The sequence below is a fragment of the Pseudarthrobacter sp. NPDC058196 genome, assembly GCF_042882685.1.
In the GTDB taxonomy this organism is placed as follows: Bacteria; Actinomycetota; Actinomycetes; order Actinomycetales; family Micrococcaceae; genus Arthrobacter.
Window position 1 is genome coordinate 70,075 of sequence record NZ_JBHVVN010000011.1, and the last position, 18,102, is coordinate 88,176.

The following is an 18,102-nucleotide window of genomic DNA, read 5'->3' on the forward strand; positions in this document are numbered from 1 at the left end:
GCTGGAGACCACCCAGCTCCGGGGCAGGACCTGTCAGCAGGACTCGAAGTCGGTGAGGACCTTCACCTTTCCGGCGGAGGCCGACGCCGGGTCGAACGTGTAGCCGATCCATTCCCTGGCGAGGCGGCGGGCGAGTTCGATGCCCACCACACGCTGGCCCATGGTGAGGACCTGGCAGTCGTTCGACAGGACTGAACGCTCCACGGAAAAGGAGTCGTGGGCGGCGGTGGCGCGGATGCCTTCCACCTTGTTGGCAGCGATGGCGACGCCGATTCCGGTACCGCAGAACAGGATGGCCCGGTCAGCGGCGCCGTCCCGGATCATCTCGCCGGCGGCAATGCCCATGTACGGGTAGGGCCTGGTGAAGTCATCCGGCGCGTCGCTCCGGTTGACGCCAATGTCGATGACCTCGCTGACGCGCGGATCGTTCCGCAGGTCCGCGAGGACCTTGTCCTTGTAGTCCACGCCCGCTTCATCCGCGCCGACAATGAGCCGCAGCCCCATGGTGTTTCCTTCCGTTGTCATGACTCAGCGGCCGCCGCCGCAATGGTGATCGGACTGCCCTCGGACCCGGCGGCACCGGTGAAGTGCGGCCCCATGACGGCGAAGACCATGGCCAGCGACGTGGCGCCAGGATCCGCCGTGCCCAGGCTCTTTTCCGCGAGGGGCCGGGCCCGGCCCTTGAGCGGCAGGAGGTCCGCGGTGGCCTCCGCGGCGATGGCCGCCTCGCGTGCCGCGTCCTGCCATGCCCGGCCCGGTTCCACGCCGTAGCCCACCGCGCGGCTGAACCCGGCAACAAAGGGCAGCAGGGCGTCCACCATGGTCTTGTCCCCCATTTCGGCTTTACCCAGCTGGACAATCCGGTCCGCGAACGCCGTCACTGCTGCCGCCAGGGCACCGGGTGCGGGTGCGGAGGCATTGCCCACCGTCTCGCCGAAGGCCCGCAGCCCAGCGCCCCACAGGACACCGGACGTGCCGCCTGCCTTGTCCGCCCAGGCGTCCCCGGCGGCAGCCAGCACATCGCCGGCTCCGGCGCCGTGGCCCAGTGCGGCGGCTGCGGCTGCGGCGGCCGCGTCCACGCCGCGGACCATGCCCCGGCCATGGTCGCCGTCGCCGGCAATCGCATCCATGCGGCCCAGCCGTTCTTCGGCGTCGTGCAGCGACGAACGGGCGGCGTCGATGGCCGCTACGCAGGCCGTGGCATATCCGCGGGAGGACTCGGTGGCGACGAACGCAGCAGCGGCCGCGCCGCCGTCGGACGTTTCCTCGACGCCACGGGCCCCGGTTTCCCGGGCAGCGCTGCCGCGGCGGTACGCGGGGGTCTCTGCCGGGGCAGCCCACAGGGGTTCCAGTTCCCCATCAAGCCAGGTGACGGTCAGCGAGACGCCGGCCATGTCGAGGCTGGTGACCAGTTCGCCCACCTCGGGCATCACCAGCGTGTAGCCGGCCGCACGCAGCAGCGGCGCCACGGTCCCCCAGAGGACGAAGAGCTCCTCATGCTTGGTGGAGCCGAGGCCGTTGAGGATGACGGCGATGCGGGTGCCGGCGTCCGGCGGGGTTTCGGAGAGTACGCGGGCCACCAGTTCGTGGCCCAGTTCCTTGGCCGGGGGCAGGTCGGTGTCGTGCAGGCCGGGTTCGCCGTGGATGCCCAGGCCCAGGCCCATCTGCCCCTCGGGCAGGGTGAACAAAGGCGATTCGGCGCCCGGGAAGGTGCACCCGGCGAAGGCGCTCCCGATGGTGCGGGTGCGTTCGTTGGCCTTCCGGCCCAGGCGGACCACCTCGGCCAGGTCCGCGCCGTTCTCGGCGGCGACACCCATGACCTTGAAGACCGTGAAGTCACCGGCGATGCCGCGGCGTTTGGCGGCTTCCGACGGCGGGGCGCTGGCGATGTCGTCGGTGACCAGGACGTTCTCCACGGCGATACCCTCGGCGGCCAGGCGCTCGCTGGCCATGCCGAAGTTCATCACGTCGCCGGCGTAGTTGCCGTAGGTGAAGACGACGCCGGCGCCGGACTCGGCGGCCTTGGCCACCGAGTAGGCCTGCTGCGCCGACGGCGAGGTGAAGATGTTGCCCACCACCGCGCCATCGGCGAAGCCGGCACCGATCAGCCCGGCGAAGGCCGGGTAGTGGCCCGAGCCGCCGCCGGCCAGGACGGCCACCTTGGGCTGTGCCGGCCGGAAGCGGCGCACGGCACCGCCGGGAACCTGCCGGACCAGGTCCGAGTGGACGTCGCAGAACCCTGCGAGGGCTTCTTCGGCGAAGTCGGAGGGGTCGTTGAAAATCTTTGTCATGGAGGGAGCTTTCTGGCTGGCGCCGGGGCCGGCTGTTAGTGGATGTGGCTGCCGCCGTTGATGTCGATGGTGGTGCCGGTGAGGTAGGCGGAATCCTCGGAGGACAGGAAGGTGATCACGGAGGCCACTTCTTCGGTGGTGGCGTTCCGGCCCAGCGGGATCCCGGCGTTGATGGCGGCTTCCTGTTCGTCGGTGCTGCCCACGCGGATGTTGGTGTCCACGGCGCCGGGTGTGATGGCGTTGACGGTGACGCCGGTGGTACCGAGTTCACGGGCGAGGGCCTTGGTGAAGCCCAGGATCGCTGCCTTTGCAGCGGAGTAGGGAACCTTGCCGAAGACGCCGCCGCCGCGCTGGGCCGAGACGGAGGACATGTTCACGATCCGGCCCCAGCCGTTGTCGATCATGCCGGGCAGGAAGGCCTTGGTCACGAGGTAGGTGCCGGTGGCATTGACGTCCATGACCTTGTGCCACAGCTCCAGGGTGGTCTCCAGGAACGGAATCGGGGAGGTGATGCCGGCGATGTTGGCCAGGGCACCCACCGGCGGCAGGTTGCCCGCTGCCACTTCGGCGGCAACGGCGGCCTGGGCTGCGGTGACGGAGGCTTCGTTGGCGACGTCGATCTCGTGGCCGAACGCGGGGACATTGAATTCGTTGCCGATGTCGGCGGCGACCTTGGCGGACTTCTCGCCGTCGAGGTCCAGGATGACGATGCCCCAGCCTTCACGGGCGTAGCGGCGGGCGGTGGTGATGCCGATGCCCCGGTCCGAAGTGGCTCCGGTGAGGACGGCGGTGCGCTGGATGGTGGTCATGGTGATGCTCCTTGGTTGTTTCAGGTCAGATGAGGTCGGTGATGAAGCTTGCCGCTTTGGCGGCGGCGGCCGGGCGTTCGTCATGGGTGACGTCCCGGGTTTCGAGCTCGAGCGAGAAGCGGCCGGTGTAGCCGTCGGCCGCGAGACGCTTCAGGCCTCCGGCGAAGTCGGCGTCTCCGTTGCCGATGCTGAGGTTGATGTTCCCGGGCACGGCGTCGCGCAGGTGGACGTGGCTGATGCGGCCGTGGTGCCGGTCAAGGTACGCCTGGATGTCTTCCCCGGAGGCCACGATGTGGCTGAAGTCCATGACGATTCCGACGCCGGATCCGGCCAGCCGGTCCGCGAGCAGTCCGGCGCGGTCCAGGTTCCAGCAGAACCGCAGGAAGTGCAGCGATTCAGTCCAGAGTTCGACGCCGAACCCGGCAGCGCGTTCGGCCGCGTCGATGAGCTGTCCGGCGACGAGGTCCAGGTCCTCGTCCACGCTCCGGACAGGGTTGTGGTCCAGGGCGCCGCACGGGAGGACCAGCGCTTTCGCGCCGACGGCGGCGGTCAGGGCGAGCAGGGCGTCGAGGTGGCGTTGCCGCGCCGCCTGGCCGCCGGCGTCCAGGACCCGGTTAAGGTCCCCGACGTCGCCGTTTACGGAACGCACCCGGAGTCCGGAGGCGTTGACCTCGGCTGATACCTCCGCCACGGCCGCCGCGTCCAGCTCGTAGGGGACGTGGTCGCACACGCCGGGCAGGGCACCGAGGTCGATTTCCTCGAAACCCAGCGCCGTCATGGTGCGCAGGGCACTGCCCAGATCCTGGTGCCGGAAGCTGATGGAGGAGCACCCAAGTCTGGAATGGAACATCGTTGATCCTTTGGTTCGTGCCAAGCGGTAGTGATGGGCACCACAGTAGCGAAGTTAACTGTCAACAGTCAACCCTAAAAGTTGACTGTTGACAGTGCAGCATGATGGAGGTCACACTGGGACGTACCATTTGTTAACAGTCGACAGCGGCCGACCTCCAGCAGCCGCTTTTCGAAAGGGAACCACCATGAGCAAAGATGCTCTGACCATGCGCGGTCCGGTCCACGGCACCAAGGACGCCCGTCGCGTTGCCATCGGATCCGGCGTGGGTGCCGTGATTGAAACCTATGACTTCATCGGCTTTGGCACCGCTGCCGCACTGTACTTCGGCACCGCCTTCTTCCCCGGCAGCGATCCCGTCTCGGGAACCCTCGCCTCGTTCGCCACCCTGGGCGTCGGCTTCGCCGCCCGCCCACTCGGGGGCATCATCGGCGGCCACCTCGGCGACAAGGTGGGCCGCAAGCCTGTCCTGGTCTCCTCGCTGATCCTGATGGGCCTGGCCACCTTCGCCATCGGCCTGCTCCCCACCTACGCCGCCGTCGGGCTGCTGGCTCCGGCACTGCTGGTCTTCGTCCGCATCGTCCAGGGCCTGGCCTTCGGCGCCGAATGGGGCGGCGCCATCCTGATGAGCTACGAGCATGCCCCCTGGAAGACCAAGGGCAAGTACACCGGCATCGTCCAGGCCGGTTTCCCCGTGGGCCTGCTGCTGGCCAACCTGACGTTCCTCGCGAGCGCCGGCCTCGGTGGTGAACTTGCCTGGCGCATCCCGTTCCTGGCCAGCATCGTGCTGGTCGCCGTCGGCCTGGTGATCCGGTCCAAGGTTCCCGAGTCCCCCGTTTTCGACGAGGTCAAGGACAGCGGCACCATCGTGAAGGCACCCATCGTCGAGGTCCTCAAGACGGACTGGCGCAACATCGTCAAGGGCATCGGCCTGCGCATCGCCGAGACCGCCGGCTACGCCGTATCCATCACCTACATGATTTCCTACCTCAACAGCCAGCACCTGGCGGACAAGACCCAGACCCTCGTCGCGCTCTGCATCGCCTCGGCGATCGGCATCTTCGCCACCCAGGCCTGGGCTGCGCTGACGGACCGCATCGGCCGCCGCCCGCTGTACATCTGGTCCACGGCCTTCGCCGCACTGTTCGCGATCCCGATGTTCCTGTTGGTCAACACAGGCCTGTTCATCGCCATCATCCTCACCATCGTGATCTCCTACGCGGTCTGCCAGAACTCCCTGGCCGGCGCCCAGGGCGCCTGGTTCCCCGAGCTCTTCCAGGCCAAGACCCGCGCCTCCGGTGCCAGCCTCGCTTACCAGATCTCCGCCATGGTTTCCGGCTTCACGCCGTTCATCACCACCCTGCTGTTCGTCAGCTTCGGCTGGATGGGCCCGGCGCTGCTCTTCGGCGCCTACGCCCTGATCGGCCTCTGGGCCGCCATCGCCACCCGGGAAACCTGGGGCAAGCGGGAACGGCAGCTCGCTGACGAAGCCACCAAAAGCACCCCCAACACGGTCAACGCCTGAATGACCACCATGCACCAGAGAATCACGGAGCCAGCAATGCCTACAGATACCGTCCAGGACGCCGCCCCGCAGCGACAGACACATCAGGCCGGCGTGACCCCGGAACGGGTGGACAAGATCAGCGCCGCCGCGTACCGCATCCGGCACCACGCCCTGAACATGGGCGAGGTCCAGGGCCAGGGCTACGTGGGCCAGGCCCTGGGCGCCGCGGACATGCTCGCCACCGTCTACGGGGACCAGCTGCGGTTCAAGGCGGAGGATCCGCACTGGGAGGCCCGCGACCGGTTCCTCCTCTCCACCGGCCACTACGCGATCGGCCACTACGCCGCCCTCGCGGAGGCCGGGATCGTCCCGGTTGAGGAGCTGGAAACCTACGGCTCCGATGATTCGCGGCTGCCGATGTCCGGGATGTCCACTTACACCCCCGGCATGGAAATCTCAGGCGGCTCCCTGGGCCACGGCTTGAGCATCGCCGTCGGCATGGCCCTGGGCCTGCGCTGCCAGTGCTCCAACGCCCGGGTGTTCAACTTCCTCTCCGACGGGGAACTGGACGAGGGCTCCACCTGGGAGGCCGCCATGGGCGCGCATCACCACCAGCTGGGCAACCTCACCGCCATGGTGGACATCAACGCCCTGCAGGCGGACGGCAAGACGGACACCGTGCTCCGTACCGAGCCGGTCACCGAAAAATGGGAAGCGTTCGGCTGGTACACCCAGCGGGTGGACGGGAACGACGTCGGCGCGCTGCTTGCAGCCTTCGACAACGCAGCCGCCCAGGCCGCCGCCGTCGGACGTCCCTCCGTGATCCTGTGCGACACCAAGGTGGGCCGCGGCGTCCCGCTGCTGGAGGAACGCGAAAAGGCGCACTTCATGCGCATCGAAGAAGACGAATGGCAGGTGTGCCGCGAGCAGCTCACCGCCGGTTATGAAGGAAAGGCTTCAGCATGAGCACCACCACGACGACGGCCACGCACGCCAAGCCCAAGCTGAAGACTTCGGCAATGATCGCCTCCTTCGCCGACCCCGGCCAGAAAACCTCCTCCGCGCCGTTCGGGCACGCCCTGGTCAAGGCTGCGCAGGAGAACGACAAGATCGTGGGCCTGACCGCTGACCTCGGCAAATACACGGACATGCACATCTTCGCCAAGGCCTTCCCGGAGCGGTTCTTCCAGATGGGCATGGCCGAGCAGCTGCTCTTCGGCGCCGCAGCCGGCTTGGCTGAAACCGGGCTGGTGCCGTTCGCGTCCACCTACTCGGTGTTCGCGGCCCGCCGCGCCTACGACTTCCTGTGCCTGGACGCTGCCGAACCAAACCTGAACGTCAACATCGTAGGCGGCCTGCCGGGCCTCACCACCGGCTACGGCCCCAGCCACCAGGCCACCGAGGACATGGCAATCTTCCGCGGCATGCCCAATCTGACCATCGTGGACCCCTGCGACTCGGTGGATATCGAGCAGGCGGTGCCGCAGCTGGCAGCGTCGGAAGGCCCCACCTACCTGCGCCTGCTGCGCGGCAACGTTCCCACGGTCCTCGACGAGTACGGCTACACCTTCGAACTCGGCAAGGCCAAGGTCCTCCGCGGCGGCAACGACGTCGTGTTCGTCTCCTCGGGGCTGATGACCATGCGTGCCCTCCAGGCCGCCAAGGCCCTCGCGGCACACAACGTGGACGTCGCCGTCGTGCACACCCCCACCATCAAGCCGTTCGACGCCGAAACCGTCCTCGCGGAGATCAACACGGACCGCCTGGCCGTCACCCTGGAAAACCACTCCGTCGTGGGCGGCCTGTTCGAAACCGTCGCCTCCGCCGTCGTCACCGCCGGCCTGGGCAAGCGCGTGGTGCCCGTGGCATTGCCGGACCAGTTCCTGGACGCCGGCGCCCTGCCCACCCTGCACGATCGCTACGGCCTGGCCGTGGACCGCATCGTGGCCAAGGTACTGGCCGAGCTCGGCTAAAGGCACCCCCGATGGAGAAAGCACGGCACCGGTCCGAGGCCGGAGCCGTGCTTTCTGCCGTACTATCGAAACCACTACCGACTGTAAACAGTCGACTTATGACATTGAGGACAGAAGCCATGGCCGGACTGACCGCCCCGCTGCTGGGACTGGAAAAGAAAAGCCTGCGCGAGCAGGCGCTCTCGGCACTGAGGACGGCCATCACCAGCGGCGAACTGGAACCGGGCCGGCACTTGGTGGAAACCGAATTGTCCGAGATGCTGCAGATCAGCCGCGGCACGCTGCGGGAGGCGCTCCGCCAGCTGGAACAGGAGGGCTTGCTTTCCGCAGGCCCCCGCGGCCGGCTCTCGGTCCGGCACCTGGACGAGAAGGAAATCCGGGACATCTACGCCGTCCGCGCCGCGCTTGAGTCGCTCGCCGCCCGGACCCTGTGCGAGCTGCCCGACCGGCAGCAGGTCACCGAGTCCCTCCACAAGGCCATCGACGCGATGGATGCCGCAGCCAGCGGCAGCCTGGAGGAGCGGATCGAATCCGACCTCGAATTCCACCGCACCCTGTGCCGGCTCACGGGCAACGAAACGCTCCTCCACTCCTGGGAGTCACTGGAGGGCTCCATCCGGATGTCCATCATGTTCGCCGGCCTGGAAAAGGGCGTCAGCAACATGAGCGTGGACCGGCACAAGGACATTGTGGCCGCCATCGATACCGGCGATGCCGCGCTGGCCCGGAAGACCATCCTGGAACACATGGACACGGCTGCCGCCAACCTGGTGGCCTGATGCCCGGCGGCGGCACCAAAACCGCCCCGCCTGGGCCTGTTTGGGAATCCTCAAAAGCTCCCGGCCGTTAACCTACTGTGCGGTAGAGTGCCGCAGCGTTAACGAGGGACGGTATGACCGCAAAGTTTGTGTCAGTTGAGGACGACGCCGGAAAAGTCACCCGGTATGCCCGCCATGACAACGGCGGCGGACTCATCGCTCCAGGAGCGAAGGTGGCTGACAGCGCCCGGATCGGCCCCATGAGCTACGTGGAACACGGCGCGCAGGTGGGTTCAGGCTGCAGGATCGGGCACGGCAGCTGGATTGACCGTGACGCACGGATCGGTGACCGGACGGTGATCGGCGACGGTGTGCGCATCGGCCGCGGCACGGTCATTGGCAACCGGGTCCATATTGGCAGCCATTCCAGGATCGGCTCCGGCGTCCTGGTGGAGCACGGCGCCCACCTGGTCACGGACAGCACCGTGCCGGACGGCAGCGAGGTCCTGGCCGGGGCGCACTCGCGCCTGGCCGCCACCGCGCACCGGCCGCACCGCAATGCCAAGGGAAAAATCGCGGCATAGGCCCCGGCCTCTACAGGGACGCGGGCCGGAGCGGTCATGGAACCGTACTTGCGCGCACCACCAGTTCCGCCGGATAGATCACCGGGTCCACATGCTCCCCGGGGGCTCCGATCGCGCTGACCAGGAGTTGTCCTGCCGCAGCCGCCATGTCCACCATGGGGTGCGCCACCGTGGTGAGTCCCAGGCCGTTTGATGCCTGGATGGCGTGGTTGTCGAAGCCAACCACCGCCACATCCTCCGGTACGCGCCGACCCATGCCCCGAAGGGTATCCACGACGCCGAGCGCCATGAGGTCTGAGGCGGCGAAAACCCCGTCCACCCCGGGCGCCTGGGCCAGCAGGCGCTCCGCCGCGGCGGCGCCTCCCGTCGTCGTAAAGTCCCCGTGGATGACGGGCCCGGGCTGCAGGCCCGCTTCCCTGAGTCCTTGGAGCCAGCCTTCAAGGCGGTCGACGGCGGCCGTCATGTCGGTGGGGCCGGCAACACTTGCGAGCGTGGTGCGGCCCATGGCCGCCAGGTGCCGCGCCGCCAGCCGGCCGCCCTCGAAGTTGTCCAGGTCCACGTAGGGAATTCCCGATCCCGTGTCCCAGGGCCTGCCGATAAAGACGGTGGGCAGCCCCGTGGCACCCAAGGTTTCCACCCAATCGTCCGTTCGGTGATGGGACACCACGATGGCACCGTCCACATGCCCGCCGCGCAGGTAGCGGAGGGTCCGGGCGGAGTCGTCCCCGGCCCGGGACATCAGCAGCACCAGCTGCAGGTCGGTGTCGCGGAGTGCTTCGTTGACTCCGGTGATCACGGCGGCGAAGTAGGGGTCCATCATGACCCGGGCGTCAGGTTCAGGGATGACCAGCGCCACCGAACCCGCGCGCCGGGTGACCAGGCTTCGTGCAGCACGGTTCGGCGTGTAGCCCAACGCCACGATCGCGGCTTCGACCGCGGCCTGGGCCTGCGCACTCACCTTGGACCCGCCATTGATGGCGCGCGATGCGGTGGAACGGGACACCCCGGCGGCCGACGCCAGGTCCTCCAGCGTGGGACTGGGCCGCCCCGCCCGTGGCGTGCCCGGGCGGCTGGAGTTTGCGTTCATTACACCGACAATACGACACCCAGGGTTTGTGGGAGCGCTCCCGCAAAGCCTTGCCGGGGCAAAAAGGCAATGCTACGCTTCCCCGACGGGAGCGCTCCCACCACCCGGCCCCGGCTGCCACCGGCAGCCGCCATGGCCGTCCAGCCCCATCACTGACAGGACCAGCAATGCCGCTAGCCCCACGCCCTGATACACCCCACCCCATACCGTCACAGCGCCTGCATCGGGCCGGAACGATTGCCGCCGTCACCGCCTTGCTCATGGGGATCTTCGCCGCCGGCGGGGCAGTTCCCGCGCAGGCCGCAGCACCGGCCGTGGGCCCGGCAGGCCAGGCCCCGGCGTCGCCACCGCCCGCAGCCCCGGCTCCGGCCCCGGCCCCGGCCCCGGCCGCAGGAAATCCCTTCGGACCAAACACCTACGTGTTCGATCCCAGCATGCCGGTGGCCCGGATCAAGGCCACGGTGGATTCCATTGCGGCGCAACAAGTGGACGACGAAATGGGGACCAAGCGCTACTCCCTGCTGTTCAAGCCCGGCACCTATGGCACGCCCCAAGAGCCGCTGATCATCCAGGTGGGGTACTCCACCGAGGTTGCGGGCCTGGGCGCTGCCCCCACCGACGTCACCATCAACGGGCACGTCGACGTCTACAACCGGTGCCTGGCCGCTGACAACTGCATCGCGCTCGACAACTTCTGGCGCTCCTTGTCCAACCTCACCATCAATGTCACGGGCCTCGAGGGCTGCCGGAGTTCCGCCAACTTCTGGGCTGCCTCCCAGGCCTCCCCCATGCGCCGGGTCAACGTCACCGGCGGCAACCTCTCCCTGATGGACTACTGCACGGCCGGTCCGCAGTACGCCAGCGGTGGTTTCATCGCTGATTCAAAGACGGGCACCGTCATCAACGGCTCCCAGCAGCAGTACCTGGTCCGCAACAGCAGCATCGGGAGCTGGTCCAACGGAGTCTGGAACCAAGTGTTCTCAGGCGTCAACGGCGCACCGGCCGATTCCTTTCCGAACCCGCCCTACACCACCCTGGACAGCACCACGGTCAGCCGCGAGAAGCCATACCTGACCGTGGATCCGGCCAGCCAGTACAGCGTCTTCGTACCCGACGTCCGGCGCGATTCGGCCGGGACCACCTGGGAGAACGGCCCGACAGCCGGCCGCAGCATCCCCCTGGCAGACTTCTACGTCGCGACGCCCGCCGATTCAGCGCAGGCCATCAACGCCCAACTGGCCCGCGGAAAAAACCTGCTCCTGACCCCCGGGGTGTACGACGTTGACCGGAGCATCGAGGTCAAGCGGGCCGGAACCGTGGTCCTGGGACTCGGGATGGCAACGCTTTCGGCCGTCAACGGCTCAGTTCCCCTGACGGTGGCAGATGTGCCCGGCGTGGACATCGCCGCCGTCACGGTGGACGCCGGCGAGGTGAATTCGCCTGCCCTGATGCGCATCGGCAAGGGCAATGGGAGCGGGCCGTCCAACTCATCCGTGCACACTGACCCGGCAAACCCCACCACGCTCCATGATGTGTTCTTCCGGGTCGGCGGGCCGCATGGCGGCAAAGCCTCGGTCAGCCTGGAAGTCAACAGCGACAACGTCCTTTTGGACCACATCTGGGCCTGGCGAGCCGACCACGGGAACGGCGTCGGCTGGACCACCAACACCGGCGCGAACGGCGTGATCGTCAACGGCAACAACGTCACCGCCACGGGCCTGTTCGTGGAGCACTACCAGCAGTACAACGTCATCTGGAATGGAGAAGGCGGCAGGACGGTCTTCTTCCAGAACGAGCTGCCCTACGACGCCCCCAACCAGGCCGCGTGGCAGCACGAAGGGGTCCTGGGCTGGGCAGGCTACAAGGTGGCAGACACCGTCAGGACCCACGAGCTCTGGGGCGGCGGCAGCTATGTGTACACCAACGTGGATCCCACCATCCACGCCACCCGTGGCTTTGAGGTGCCGGCAACGCCCGGCGTGAAGCTGCACAGCCTTTTGACGGTGAACCTCGGCGCAGGCACGCTGGATCACGTGGTCAACGACACGGGAGCGCCGGTCTCAACCAACGCCGTGGGTGTTCCCAGCTACGTGGCCGATTTCGGCTGACCAAGCTGATTCCGTCCGGTAAGGTCCGGACCTGGCGGGGCGCGGTGCCGGCGGTACCGCGCCCCGTCACTGGGTTCGGAACGCCTTGCCCTTCAGCGCCGCGCCGGCCCAGACGGCCAGCAGCAAGGCCACCAGCAGCAGGCCGGCGTCGCCCAGGTCGACCGATCCGAGCCACTCCGTCACGGGGTCGTCAAGGGACAACGCGGCATGCAGGAAGCCGCCCAGCGTGATCACGGCAATGAACAGGGCGGACACCGCCGAGATGCCCGTAACCAAGGCGTTGAAACCGAGCTTCCGCCGGGGGGCGTCCAGCGCGGAGCGGTACATCCGCAGCATGGCCATACCGTTCACCGAGTCGCAGAGGGTCATCGCGGCGGCGAAGGCGACCGGCAGCGCAAGCAAGGCGAACGGCGGCACCCCGGCCAGCGAGGCCGCCGTCGTCATCATCAGCAGCCCGATAGTGGTGGCAGTGTCAAAGCCCAGGCCGAACAGGAACCCGATCACGTAGATGTTCCGCGGCCGACGCACCCTGGACAGCGGCCGCGCCAGCAGCCGCGCCACCGCGCCCTGCGGTTCCAGGTCCCGGGGCTCGACGGCGGCGCCGTTGCGGGCGCGGCGGTAGGCGCCGGCGGAGCGGACGAAAGCGGAGCCGTTGAACAGTCCCATGGCCAGCAGGAACAGGCCGGACACGCCGCTGCCGATCAGGCCCAGGACCAGGTTGCCGGCCGAACCGTCCTGCATCAGTCCGCCCACCAGGGATGCCCCAGCGATGACCAGCACCCCGGCGAGGGTCACCACGGAGCTGTGCCCCAGGCTGAAGGCGAAGCCAACGCTGACGGGGTCTTGACGCTGCGCCACGAATTTGCGGGTGGAGTTGTCGATGGCGGCCAGGTGGTCCCAGTCGTAGCTGTGCTTCACACCGGCCAGGTAGGCGGTGAGGAACAGGCCCCAGGTCAGCGGTTGGCCGCCGCCGTCGGCCGTGCCGGCGAGCAGGAGGACGACGGCGGCGGCGTGCAGGGCGGCCACCGCGCCGAAAGTGAACAGCGCGCGGGTCCGGAGCGGCAGGAAGTCCCGGTCCCGGTAGAGCGCGGCGATGCTGGTCATCAGTGCTTCCTCAGGTCCAGCGGGCCTTGGCCGAACCAGCGACTGCGCAGGAAGTCGGTGCAGGACCGGAGCAGCCGGTTCAGTTCGTCGGTGCTGTTGGAGAGGCTCCGCAGAACCAGCCCGGCAGTCCCCGCAACTGGGCGCGTCAGTGAGATGCCGGTCAGCGCGTCGCGGCCGGCGGTGAGCCCATGCAGTTCGTCGGCGAGCGCCTGGTCCACCCTCGCATCCACCACCACCAGGGACCCGAGGTGGCTGTGGCCTTCCATGAATCCGAGCCCCGTGACGTCGTACAGTGGCGGCCGGATCAGCAGGTTGTCCAAGGCCAGCAAGTGGGTTCCGCCGTCGGTTTCGACGCGGATTTCGTTGCGCAGCCGCACTTCCCGGTATTGGAAAGCCGAACCGTCCGGCGACCAGCCGGGAGTCACCACCTCAGCCATGACAAGGCTCGACGACGGACGCAGGGTCACGGAGGTCTGTTGCCGGTAGCTGGCCTCCCGGTAGGCGATGAGCTGGTCCGGCATGAATTCCAGCCGCGCCCCCTCCCCCAACCGCATGGCCATCCGCTGCTCGGCAAACGAGCCAGGCGTCCGGTAAACCTTGGTCGCAGACTGCGTAGTGAGGAGCAGGGAAGCAGAGTCACCCACCTCGACATCCACCAAGAACAGGTCAGCCCCCAGAAAGGCCCCACCAGGATTGACGACGACATAACAAACCTGCCCGGAGTCATCGAGGTAGTGAGGACGGAGTACCCGAAGCGCCCCTTGATGAAACTGGTGCGAGGCAACCGACCTGCCGTGCCGCAAACTGACGCCCAACTCAAGCCGTCCCATCGGTGACTGTCCGTGGCTGGGTCCGGCGGCTTCACCGGATTTGGGGCCGTGCCCGCTTCGCGGTGCCCGCCACGCCGCGGCCCCAAAATCCGGCCTCGCCGCCTCAGCACATAGGTCACCTTCGTGGAGGTCCGGTGTAGCCATGCCTACTGCGCCAAATCGAGCATCAGGACGTCGTGCCGGATCCAGTCGATGACCTTGTCCAGGCCCTCGTCGGTTTTAAGGTTGGTGAAGCAGAACGGTTTGTTGCCTCGGAATTCCTTGGAGTCCCGCTCCATGATGGCCAGATCAGCCCCGACGTGGGGTGCGAGGTCGGTTTTGTTGATGATGAAGAGGTCGGACTTGATCATGCCCTGGCCGGCTTTGCGGGGGATCTTTTCGCCCTGGGCCACGTCGATGATGTAAATGGAGAAGTCCACGAGTTCGGGGCTGAAGGTGGCGGAAAGGTTGTCGCCGCCGGATTCGACGAAGATGACCTGCAGGTCAGGGTGGCGGGTTTTGAGTTCCTCGATGGCCGCGGTGTTCATGGAGGTGTCTTCGCGGATGGCGGTGTGCGGGCAGCCGCCGGTTTCGACGCCGATGATCCGGTCCACGGGGAGGATGCCGTTGGCGGCGAGGATTTTGGCGTCTTCGATGGTGTAGATGTCGTTGGTGATGGCGGCCATGGAGATCTCCCCGCTCATGTGCCGGGTGAGCCGCTCCACGAGCTGCGTCTTGCCTGCTCCGACGGGTCCGCCGATGCCGATCTTGATGGGTTCAGACATGTGTCCTCCTTTGACTCAAAAGCACAGTATTTTCAAGCACGGTCAGCTCATGAACATCCGGGCACGTTGGCGTTCGTGCCGCATTTGCGAAATTTCCAGCCCGGGGCTGACGGCCCCGAAGTCGTCCGGTGTGAGGTGCGCGATCGTGTCGATGGCGGCAGCGACGTCGTCGTGCGCTGCCCGCAGCACCCGCTGCCCGGCGTTCTGGCCCAGCGGAATGGCGCGCACCGCGTTCTGCGTCAGGGATGTCACAGTGGCAAAGAGGTAGGCGGCGAGCGCCTCGGGTAGGGGAACGTTCAGGGAACGGGCGACGACGGCGAACGCCAGCGGCTGGTGCCCGGCGGCCCGGCCGCTGGCCACCAGGCCCCGGTACAGGTCGAGCGCAGGTGAGGGAAACACTTCAGCACCGATTTCCAGTAACCGAAGCCCCATTTTGCAGCTCGCCTCCCGGACCTGCCGCGGCAGGAGGGAAGCGGAAAGAAGAGTATCCACCTCCCCCACATCAGCCCCCTCATAAAGGAACCGAACAGCAAGCCCATCCGAGTAAGTCAGCTGCTGCGACACAAAAGCACCGAGCCACACCCCAAAAGAAGCCTCATCAGCGACCACCCCGGCGTCGACATAGGTCTCGAACCCAAGCGAGTGGGCAAAAGCTCCCGTAGGAAGCGCAGAGTCCACCAATTGCTGAAGAGCAAGCTGATACCCGCTCACTAAACCGCCGCCAAAGGTGAGACAAGCAAGCGGCGCGAGGGATATGGGGCCGCGGCGTGGCGGGCACCGCGGAGCGGGCACGGCCCCATATCCCTCGCGGCGTCCCAAGCCCCCAGCGGCATTGGAGCGCGCAGCGCGACGCAGGACCTAGTGCGAGTGTTCAGCATGGCGGAAAGGCACAGGCATGACGCGTTCCTGGCGGGTGTAGGGCACGGAGTTGTGGCGGAGGTAGTCCTCGACGGTGTGGTCGTAGGCGCACACCATGACGTCGGCCCCGTATTCGGAGGCCGCGTCGAAGAACTGTGCCTGGAGGTGCCGGTTGCCGAGGGAGTGTGCGGTGACGCCCATTTCGTGGATGGTGCGGGGTGCGATGACCAGGACGTCGGTGGGCAGGACCGAGACCACGATCATGTTGGAATCTTCCACGTGGAGGATGTCGCCATCGCGCAGGTCACCGGACCCGGCGGGCAGGCGGATGCCGATCTCCTTGCCGTGGTCCGTGGTGGCGCGCTGGATGCGTTTGACCAGTTGGGCGCTGGGCAGGACCACCTTTTCCTGGTGCAGTCCGTCGTACGCTCCGGGGTCCGGCAGTTCGTGCAGGTTGCCGAGGACTTTGTCGATGATCATGGGGTTTCTCCGGGGCTCTAGAACAGGAAGTAGCGCTGCGCCATGGGCAGGACGTTGGACGGTTCGCAGGTGACGTCCTCGCCGTCGACCGTCACCTGGTAGGTTTCCGGGTCCACCTGGATGTCCGGGGTTGCGTCGTTGTATTTGAGGTCGGCTTTGGTGAGGTTGCGGATGCCGGAGACGGGCCGGATGACTTTTTCCAGTCCCAGTTCCCCGGGCACGCCGGCGTCGATGGCGGCCTGGGACAGGAAGGTGATGGAGGACTGTTGCATGGCCTTGCCGAATGTGGCGAACATGGGCCGCATGGTGCGTGGCTGTGGCGTGGGAATGGACCCGTTGGCGTCCCCCATCAGGGCGTAGGCAATCTGGCCGCCCTTGAGCACCAGTTCAGGTTTGACCCCGAAGAAGGCCGGGTCCCAGAGCACCAGGTCGGCGAACTTGCCCACCTCCACGGAGCCCACCGAGTCCGCGATGCCCTGCGCGATGGCCGGGTTGATGGTGTACTTGGCCACGTAGCGCTTGAGCCGGAAGTTGTCGCTGCCTGGCGAGCCGTGGCTGCCCGGGCCGGTCCCGCCGTCGCCCTCGTCCAGGGCTCCGCGCTGCTTCTTCATCTTGTCCGCCACCTGCCAGGTGCGGGTGATGACCTCGCCCACCCGGCCCATGGCCTGGGAATCGGAGGAGGTGATGGAGAAAATGCCCAGGTCCTGCAGGACGTCCTCGGCGGCGATGGTCTCGGCGCGGATGCGGGAGTCCGCGAAGGCCACGTCCTCGGGGATGTCCGGGTTGAGGTGGTGGCACACCATGAGCATGTCCAGGTGTTCTTCGATGGTGTTGCGGGTGTAGGGCAGGGTGGGGTTGGTGGAGGCGGGCAGGACGTTGGGCATGCCGGCGATCTTGATGATGTCCGGTGCGTGTCCGCCGCCGGCGCCTTCGGTGTGGAAGGTGTGGATCACCCGGCCGTTGATGGCACGGATGGTGTCCTCCACGAAGCCGCACTCGTTCAGGGTGTCGGTGTGGATGGCCACCTGGACGTCGTATTCGTCGGCGACCGTAAGGGAGGTGTCGATCGAGGAGGTGGTGGCTCCCCAGTCCTCGTGGACTTTCAGGCCGATGGCGCCGGCGCGGATCTGCTCGGCGAGGGGTTCGACGGCGGACGCGTGGCCTTTGCCGAACAGGCCGATGTTCATGGGCAACCCTTCGGCTGCCTGCAGCGTCCGCTGGATGTGCCACTTTCCGGGGGTCACGGTGGTGGCCTTGGTGCCTTCGGCCGGGCCGGTGCCGCCGCCGATCATGGTGGTCACGCCGCTGGCCAGGGCGGTGGGCACCTGGTCCGGGGAGATGAAGTGGATGTGGGTGTCGATGCCGCCGGCGGTGAGGATCTTCCGTTCGCCGGCGATGATCTCGGTGCTGGCGCCGATCACGATGTCCACGCCGTCGGTGATCTGCGGGTTGCCCGCCTTGCCGATGCGGAAGATGTGGCCGTCCTTGAGCGCGATGTCGGCTTTGTAGATGCCGGTGTAGTCAAGGATGACGGCGTTGGTGATAACGGTGTCGGGGATGTCCTGGTCCCGGGTGGCCTGGCCGTTCTGGCCCATGCCGTCGCGGATCACCTTGCCCCCACCGAACACCACTTCTTCCCCGTACTCGGTGTGGTCTTTTTCGATCTCGAGGAACAGGTCGGTGTCCGCCAGGCGGATCCTGTCCCCTGCGGTGGGGCCGTAGAGGTCCGCGTATTGCCGGCGTGGAATCTCGAAGCTCACTTGGCGCCCCCTTCAAGGCGGGTGCCGCCGGCGAGCTTTCCGTTGACGGCGTTGCTGAGCCCGTACACCTCGCGTGCGCCGGCCAGTTCGATCAGCCGCACGCTGCGGGAGTCGCCGGGCTCGAACCGGGCGGCCGTTCCGGCCGGAATGTCCAGGCGCCGGCCGTAGGCCGCCTCCCGGTCAAAGGACAGGGCGGCGTTGGCCTCGGCGAAGTGGAAGTGGGACCCCACCTGGACGGGCCGGTCGCCGGTGTTGGTCACCGCAACGTCGATGGCCTCGCGGCCGGGGTTCGCCGTCACGGGTTCAGGCCGGAGGATGTACTCGCCTGGAATCATTGCG

Annotated in this window: 18 protein-coding genes; 6 read left to right on the top strand and 12 right to left on the bottom strand. The window is 67.3% G+C overall.

The window, feature by feature from the left end; genetic code table 11:
- Positions 1-33: 33 nt before the first annotated feature.
- From ACFVVC_RS16380 to ACFVVC_RS16395, 4 genes are read right to left on the bottom strand one after another with little or no spacing between them, the layout of a single operon-like run.
- On the bottom strand, positions 34-525 hold the full coding sequence (locus tag ACFVVC_RS16380) for an RpiB/LacA/LacB family sugar-phosphate isomerase (protein WP_387455494.1): 492 nt from the start codon (positions 523-525) through the stop codon (positions 34-36).
- The gene (locus ACFVVC_RS16385; RefSeq protein ID WP_387455497.1) at positions 522-2,291 is read right to left on the bottom strand and encodes a dihydroxyacetone kinase family protein; all 1,770 of its coding nucleotides are present in this window, start codon (positions 2,289-2,291) and stop codon (positions 522-524) included. The genes ACFVVC_RS16380 and ACFVVC_RS16385 overlap by 4 nt, the downstream gene beginning before the upstream one ends.
- Positions 2,292-2,326: 35 nt before the next feature.
- The gene (locus ACFVVC_RS16390; RefSeq protein ID WP_387455500.1) at positions 2,327-3,100 is read right to left on the bottom strand and encodes an SDR family NAD(P)-dependent oxidoreductase; all 774 of its coding nucleotides are present in this window, start codon (positions 3,098-3,100) and stop codon (positions 2,327-2,329) included.
- Positions 3,101-3,125: 25 nt separating this feature from the next.
- Positions 3,126-3,950 carry a sugar phosphate isomerase/epimerase family protein gene (locus tag ACFVVC_RS16395; protein ID WP_387455503.1) on the bottom strand — a complete coding sequence of 275 codons (825 nt, stop codon included), beginning with the start codon at positions 3,948-3,950 and terminating at the stop codon, positions 3,126-3,128.
- Between the two features lie 187 nt (positions 3,951-4,137).
- On the opposite strand from ACFVVC_RS16395, the gene ACFVVC_RS16400 reads away from it, so the two are divergent.
- The 5 genes from ACFVVC_RS16400 (at position 4,138) to ACFVVC_RS16420 (ending at position 8,772) form a co-directional block, all read left to right on the top strand.
- On the top strand, positions 4,138-5,475 hold the full coding sequence (locus ACFVVC_RS16400) for an MFS transporter (RefSeq protein WP_387455506.1): 1,338 nt from the start codon (positions 4,138-4,140) through the stop codon (positions 5,473-5,475).
- A gap of 36 nt (positions 5,476-5,511) precedes the next feature.
- Complete coding sequence (locus ACFVVC_RS16405) at positions 5,512-6,423, top strand: transketolase (protein WP_387455509.1); 912 nt, start codon at positions 5,512-5,514, stop codon at positions 6,421-6,423.
- Positions 6,420-7,430, top strand: a complete 1,011-nt coding sequence (locus ACFVVC_RS16410; protein WP_387455512.1) for a transketolase family protein — start codon at positions 6,420-6,422, stop codon at positions 7,428-7,430. Before ACFVVC_RS16405 ends, ACFVVC_RS16410 begins: the two co-directional genes overlap by 4 nt.
- Before the next feature lie 119 nt (positions 7,431-7,549).
- A complete protein-coding gene (locus ACFVVC_RS16415; protein WP_387455879.1) occupies positions 7,550-8,209 on the top strand; it encodes a GntR family transcriptional regulator in 660 nt (219 codons plus the stop codon).
- Positions 8,210-8,322: 113 nt separating this feature from the next.
- Positions 8,323-8,772: a transferase gene (locus ACFVVC_RS16420; protein WP_387455515.1), complete on the top strand. Its 450-nt coding sequence runs from the start codon at positions 8,323-8,325 to the stop codon at positions 8,770-8,772.
- A 34-nt stretch (positions 8,773-8,806) separates the two neighbouring features.
- On the opposite strand, the gene ACFVVC_RS16425 is transcribed toward ACFVVC_RS16420, so the two are convergent.
- Entirely contained in the window at positions 8,807-9,859 is a 1,053-nt protein-coding gene (locus tag ACFVVC_RS16425; protein WP_387455518.1) for a LacI family DNA-binding transcriptional regulator, read from the bottom strand.
- A 260-nt stretch (positions 9,860-10,119) separates the two neighbouring features.
- On the opposite strand from ACFVVC_RS16425, the gene ACFVVC_RS16430 reads away from it, so the two are divergent.
- A complete protein-coding gene (locus tag ACFVVC_RS16430; RefSeq protein WP_387455881.1) occupies positions 10,120-11,967 on the top strand; it encodes an adenylyl cyclase in 1,848 nt (615 codons plus the stop codon).
- 66 nt (positions 11,968-12,033) lie between these two features.
- Here ACFVVC_RS16430 and ACFVVC_RS16435 read toward each other — a convergent pair whose 3' ends face one another.
- From ACFVVC_RS16435 to ACFVVC_RS16465, 7 genes are all read right to left on the bottom strand, one after another.
- Positions 12,034-13,071 (bottom strand): HoxN/HupN/NixA family nickel/cobalt transporter, encoded by a 1,038-nt coding sequence (locus tag ACFVVC_RS16435; RefSeq protein WP_387455520.1) that lies wholly within the window; start codon positions 13,069-13,071, stop codon positions 12,034-12,036.
- Entirely contained in the window at positions 13,071-13,901 is an 831-nt protein-coding gene (locus ACFVVC_RS16440) for an urease accessory protein UreD (protein WP_387455523.1), read from the bottom strand. The genes ACFVVC_RS16435 and ACFVVC_RS16440 overlap by 1 nt, the downstream gene beginning before the upstream one ends.
- A 146-nt stretch (positions 13,902-14,047) precedes the next feature.
- Positions 14,048-14,665, bottom strand: a complete 618-nt coding sequence (gene ureG / locus ACFVVC_RS16445) for an urease accessory protein UreG (protein WP_387455526.1) — start codon at positions 14,663-14,665, stop codon at positions 14,048-14,050.
- A gap of 42 nt (positions 14,666-14,707) precedes the next feature.
- On the bottom strand, positions 14,708-15,376 hold the full coding sequence (locus ACFVVC_RS16450; protein WP_387455528.1) for an urease accessory protein UreF: 669 nt from the start codon (positions 15,374-15,376) through the stop codon (positions 14,708-14,710).
- Positions 15,377-15,523: 147 nt separating this feature from the next.
- Positions 15,524-16,003 carry an urease accessory protein UreE gene (ureE, locus tag ACFVVC_RS16455; protein ID WP_387455531.1) on the bottom strand — a complete coding sequence of 160 codons (480 nt, stop codon included), beginning with the start codon at positions 16,001-16,003 and terminating at the stop codon, positions 15,524-15,526.
- Positions 16,004-16,020: 17 nt separating this feature from the next.
- Positions 16,021-17,763 (bottom strand): urease subunit alpha, encoded by a 1,743-nt coding sequence (gene ureC / locus ACFVVC_RS16460; protein ID WP_387455534.1) that lies wholly within the window; start codon positions 17,761-17,763, stop codon positions 16,021-16,023.
- Complete coding sequence (locus ACFVVC_RS16465) at positions 17,760-18,098, bottom strand: urease subunit beta (RefSeq protein ID WP_387455537.1); 339 nt, start codon at positions 18,096-18,098, stop codon at positions 17,760-17,762. Before ACFVVC_RS16465 ends, ureC begins: the two co-directional genes overlap by 4 nt.
- Positions 18,099-18,102 lie beyond the last annotated feature (4 nt).

Excerpts from the sequence above, each read along its gene's own strand:
- ACFVVC_RS16380 (WP_387455494.1), bottom strand. The coding sequence starts at position 525 with ATGACAACGGAAGGAAACACCATGGGGCTGCGGCTCATTGTCGGCGCG.
- ACFVVC_RS16385 (WP_387455497.1), bottom strand. The coding sequence starts at position 2,291 with ATGACAAAGATTTTCAACGACCCCTCCGACTTCGCCGAAGAAGCCCTC.
- ACFVVC_RS16390 (WP_387455500.1), bottom strand. The coding sequence starts at position 3,100 with ATGACCACCATCCAGCGCACCGCCGTCCTCACCGGAGCCACTTCGGAC.
- ACFVVC_RS16395 (WP_387455503.1), bottom strand. The coding sequence starts at position 3,950 with ATGTTCCATTCCAGACTTGGGTGCTCCTCCATCAGCTTCCGGCACCAG.
- ACFVVC_RS16400 (WP_387455506.1), top strand. The coding sequence starts at position 4,138 with ATGAGCAAAGATGCTCTGACCATGCGCGGTCCGGTCCACGGCACCAAG.
- ACFVVC_RS16405 (WP_387455509.1), top strand. The coding sequence starts at position 5,512 with ATGCCTACAGATACCGTCCAGGACGCCGCCCCGCAGCGACAGACACAT.
- ACFVVC_RS16410 (WP_387455512.1), top strand. The coding sequence starts at position 6,420 with ATGAGCACCACCACGACGACGGCCACGCACGCCAAGCCCAAGCTGAAG.
- ACFVVC_RS16415 (WP_387455879.1), top strand. The coding sequence starts at position 7,550 with ATGGCCGGACTGACCGCCCCGCTGCTGGGACTGGAAAAGAAAAGCCTG.
- ACFVVC_RS16420 (WP_387455515.1), top strand. The coding sequence starts at position 8,323 with ATGACCGCAAAGTTTGTGTCAGTTGAGGACGACGCCGGAAAAGTCACC.
- ACFVVC_RS16425 (WP_387455518.1), bottom strand. The coding sequence starts at position 9,859 with ATGAACGCAAACTCCAGCCGCCCGGGCACGCCACGGGCGGGGCGGCCC.
- ACFVVC_RS16430 (WP_387455881.1), top strand. The coding sequence starts at position 10,120 with ATGGGGATCTTCGCCGCCGGCGGGGCAGTTCCCGCGCAGGCCGCAGCA.
- ACFVVC_RS16435 (WP_387455520.1), bottom strand. The coding sequence starts at position 13,071 with ATGACCAGCATCGCCGCGCTCTACCGGGACCGGGACTTCCTGCCGCTC.
- ACFVVC_RS16440 (WP_387455523.1), bottom strand. The coding sequence starts at position 13,901 with ATGGGACGGCTTGAGTTGGGCGTCAGTTTGCGGCACGGCAGGTCGGTT.
- ureG (WP_387455526.1), bottom strand. The coding sequence starts at position 14,665 with ATGTCTGAACCCATCAAGATCGGCATCGGCGGACCCGTCGGAGCAGGC.
- ureE (WP_387455531.1), bottom strand. The coding sequence starts at position 16,003 with ATGATCATCGACAAAGTCCTCGGCAACCTGCACGAACTGCCGGACCCC.
- ACFVVC_RS16465 (WP_387455537.1), bottom strand. The coding sequence starts at position 18,098 with ATGATTCCAGGCGAGTACATCCTCCGGCCTGAACCCGTGACGGCGAAC.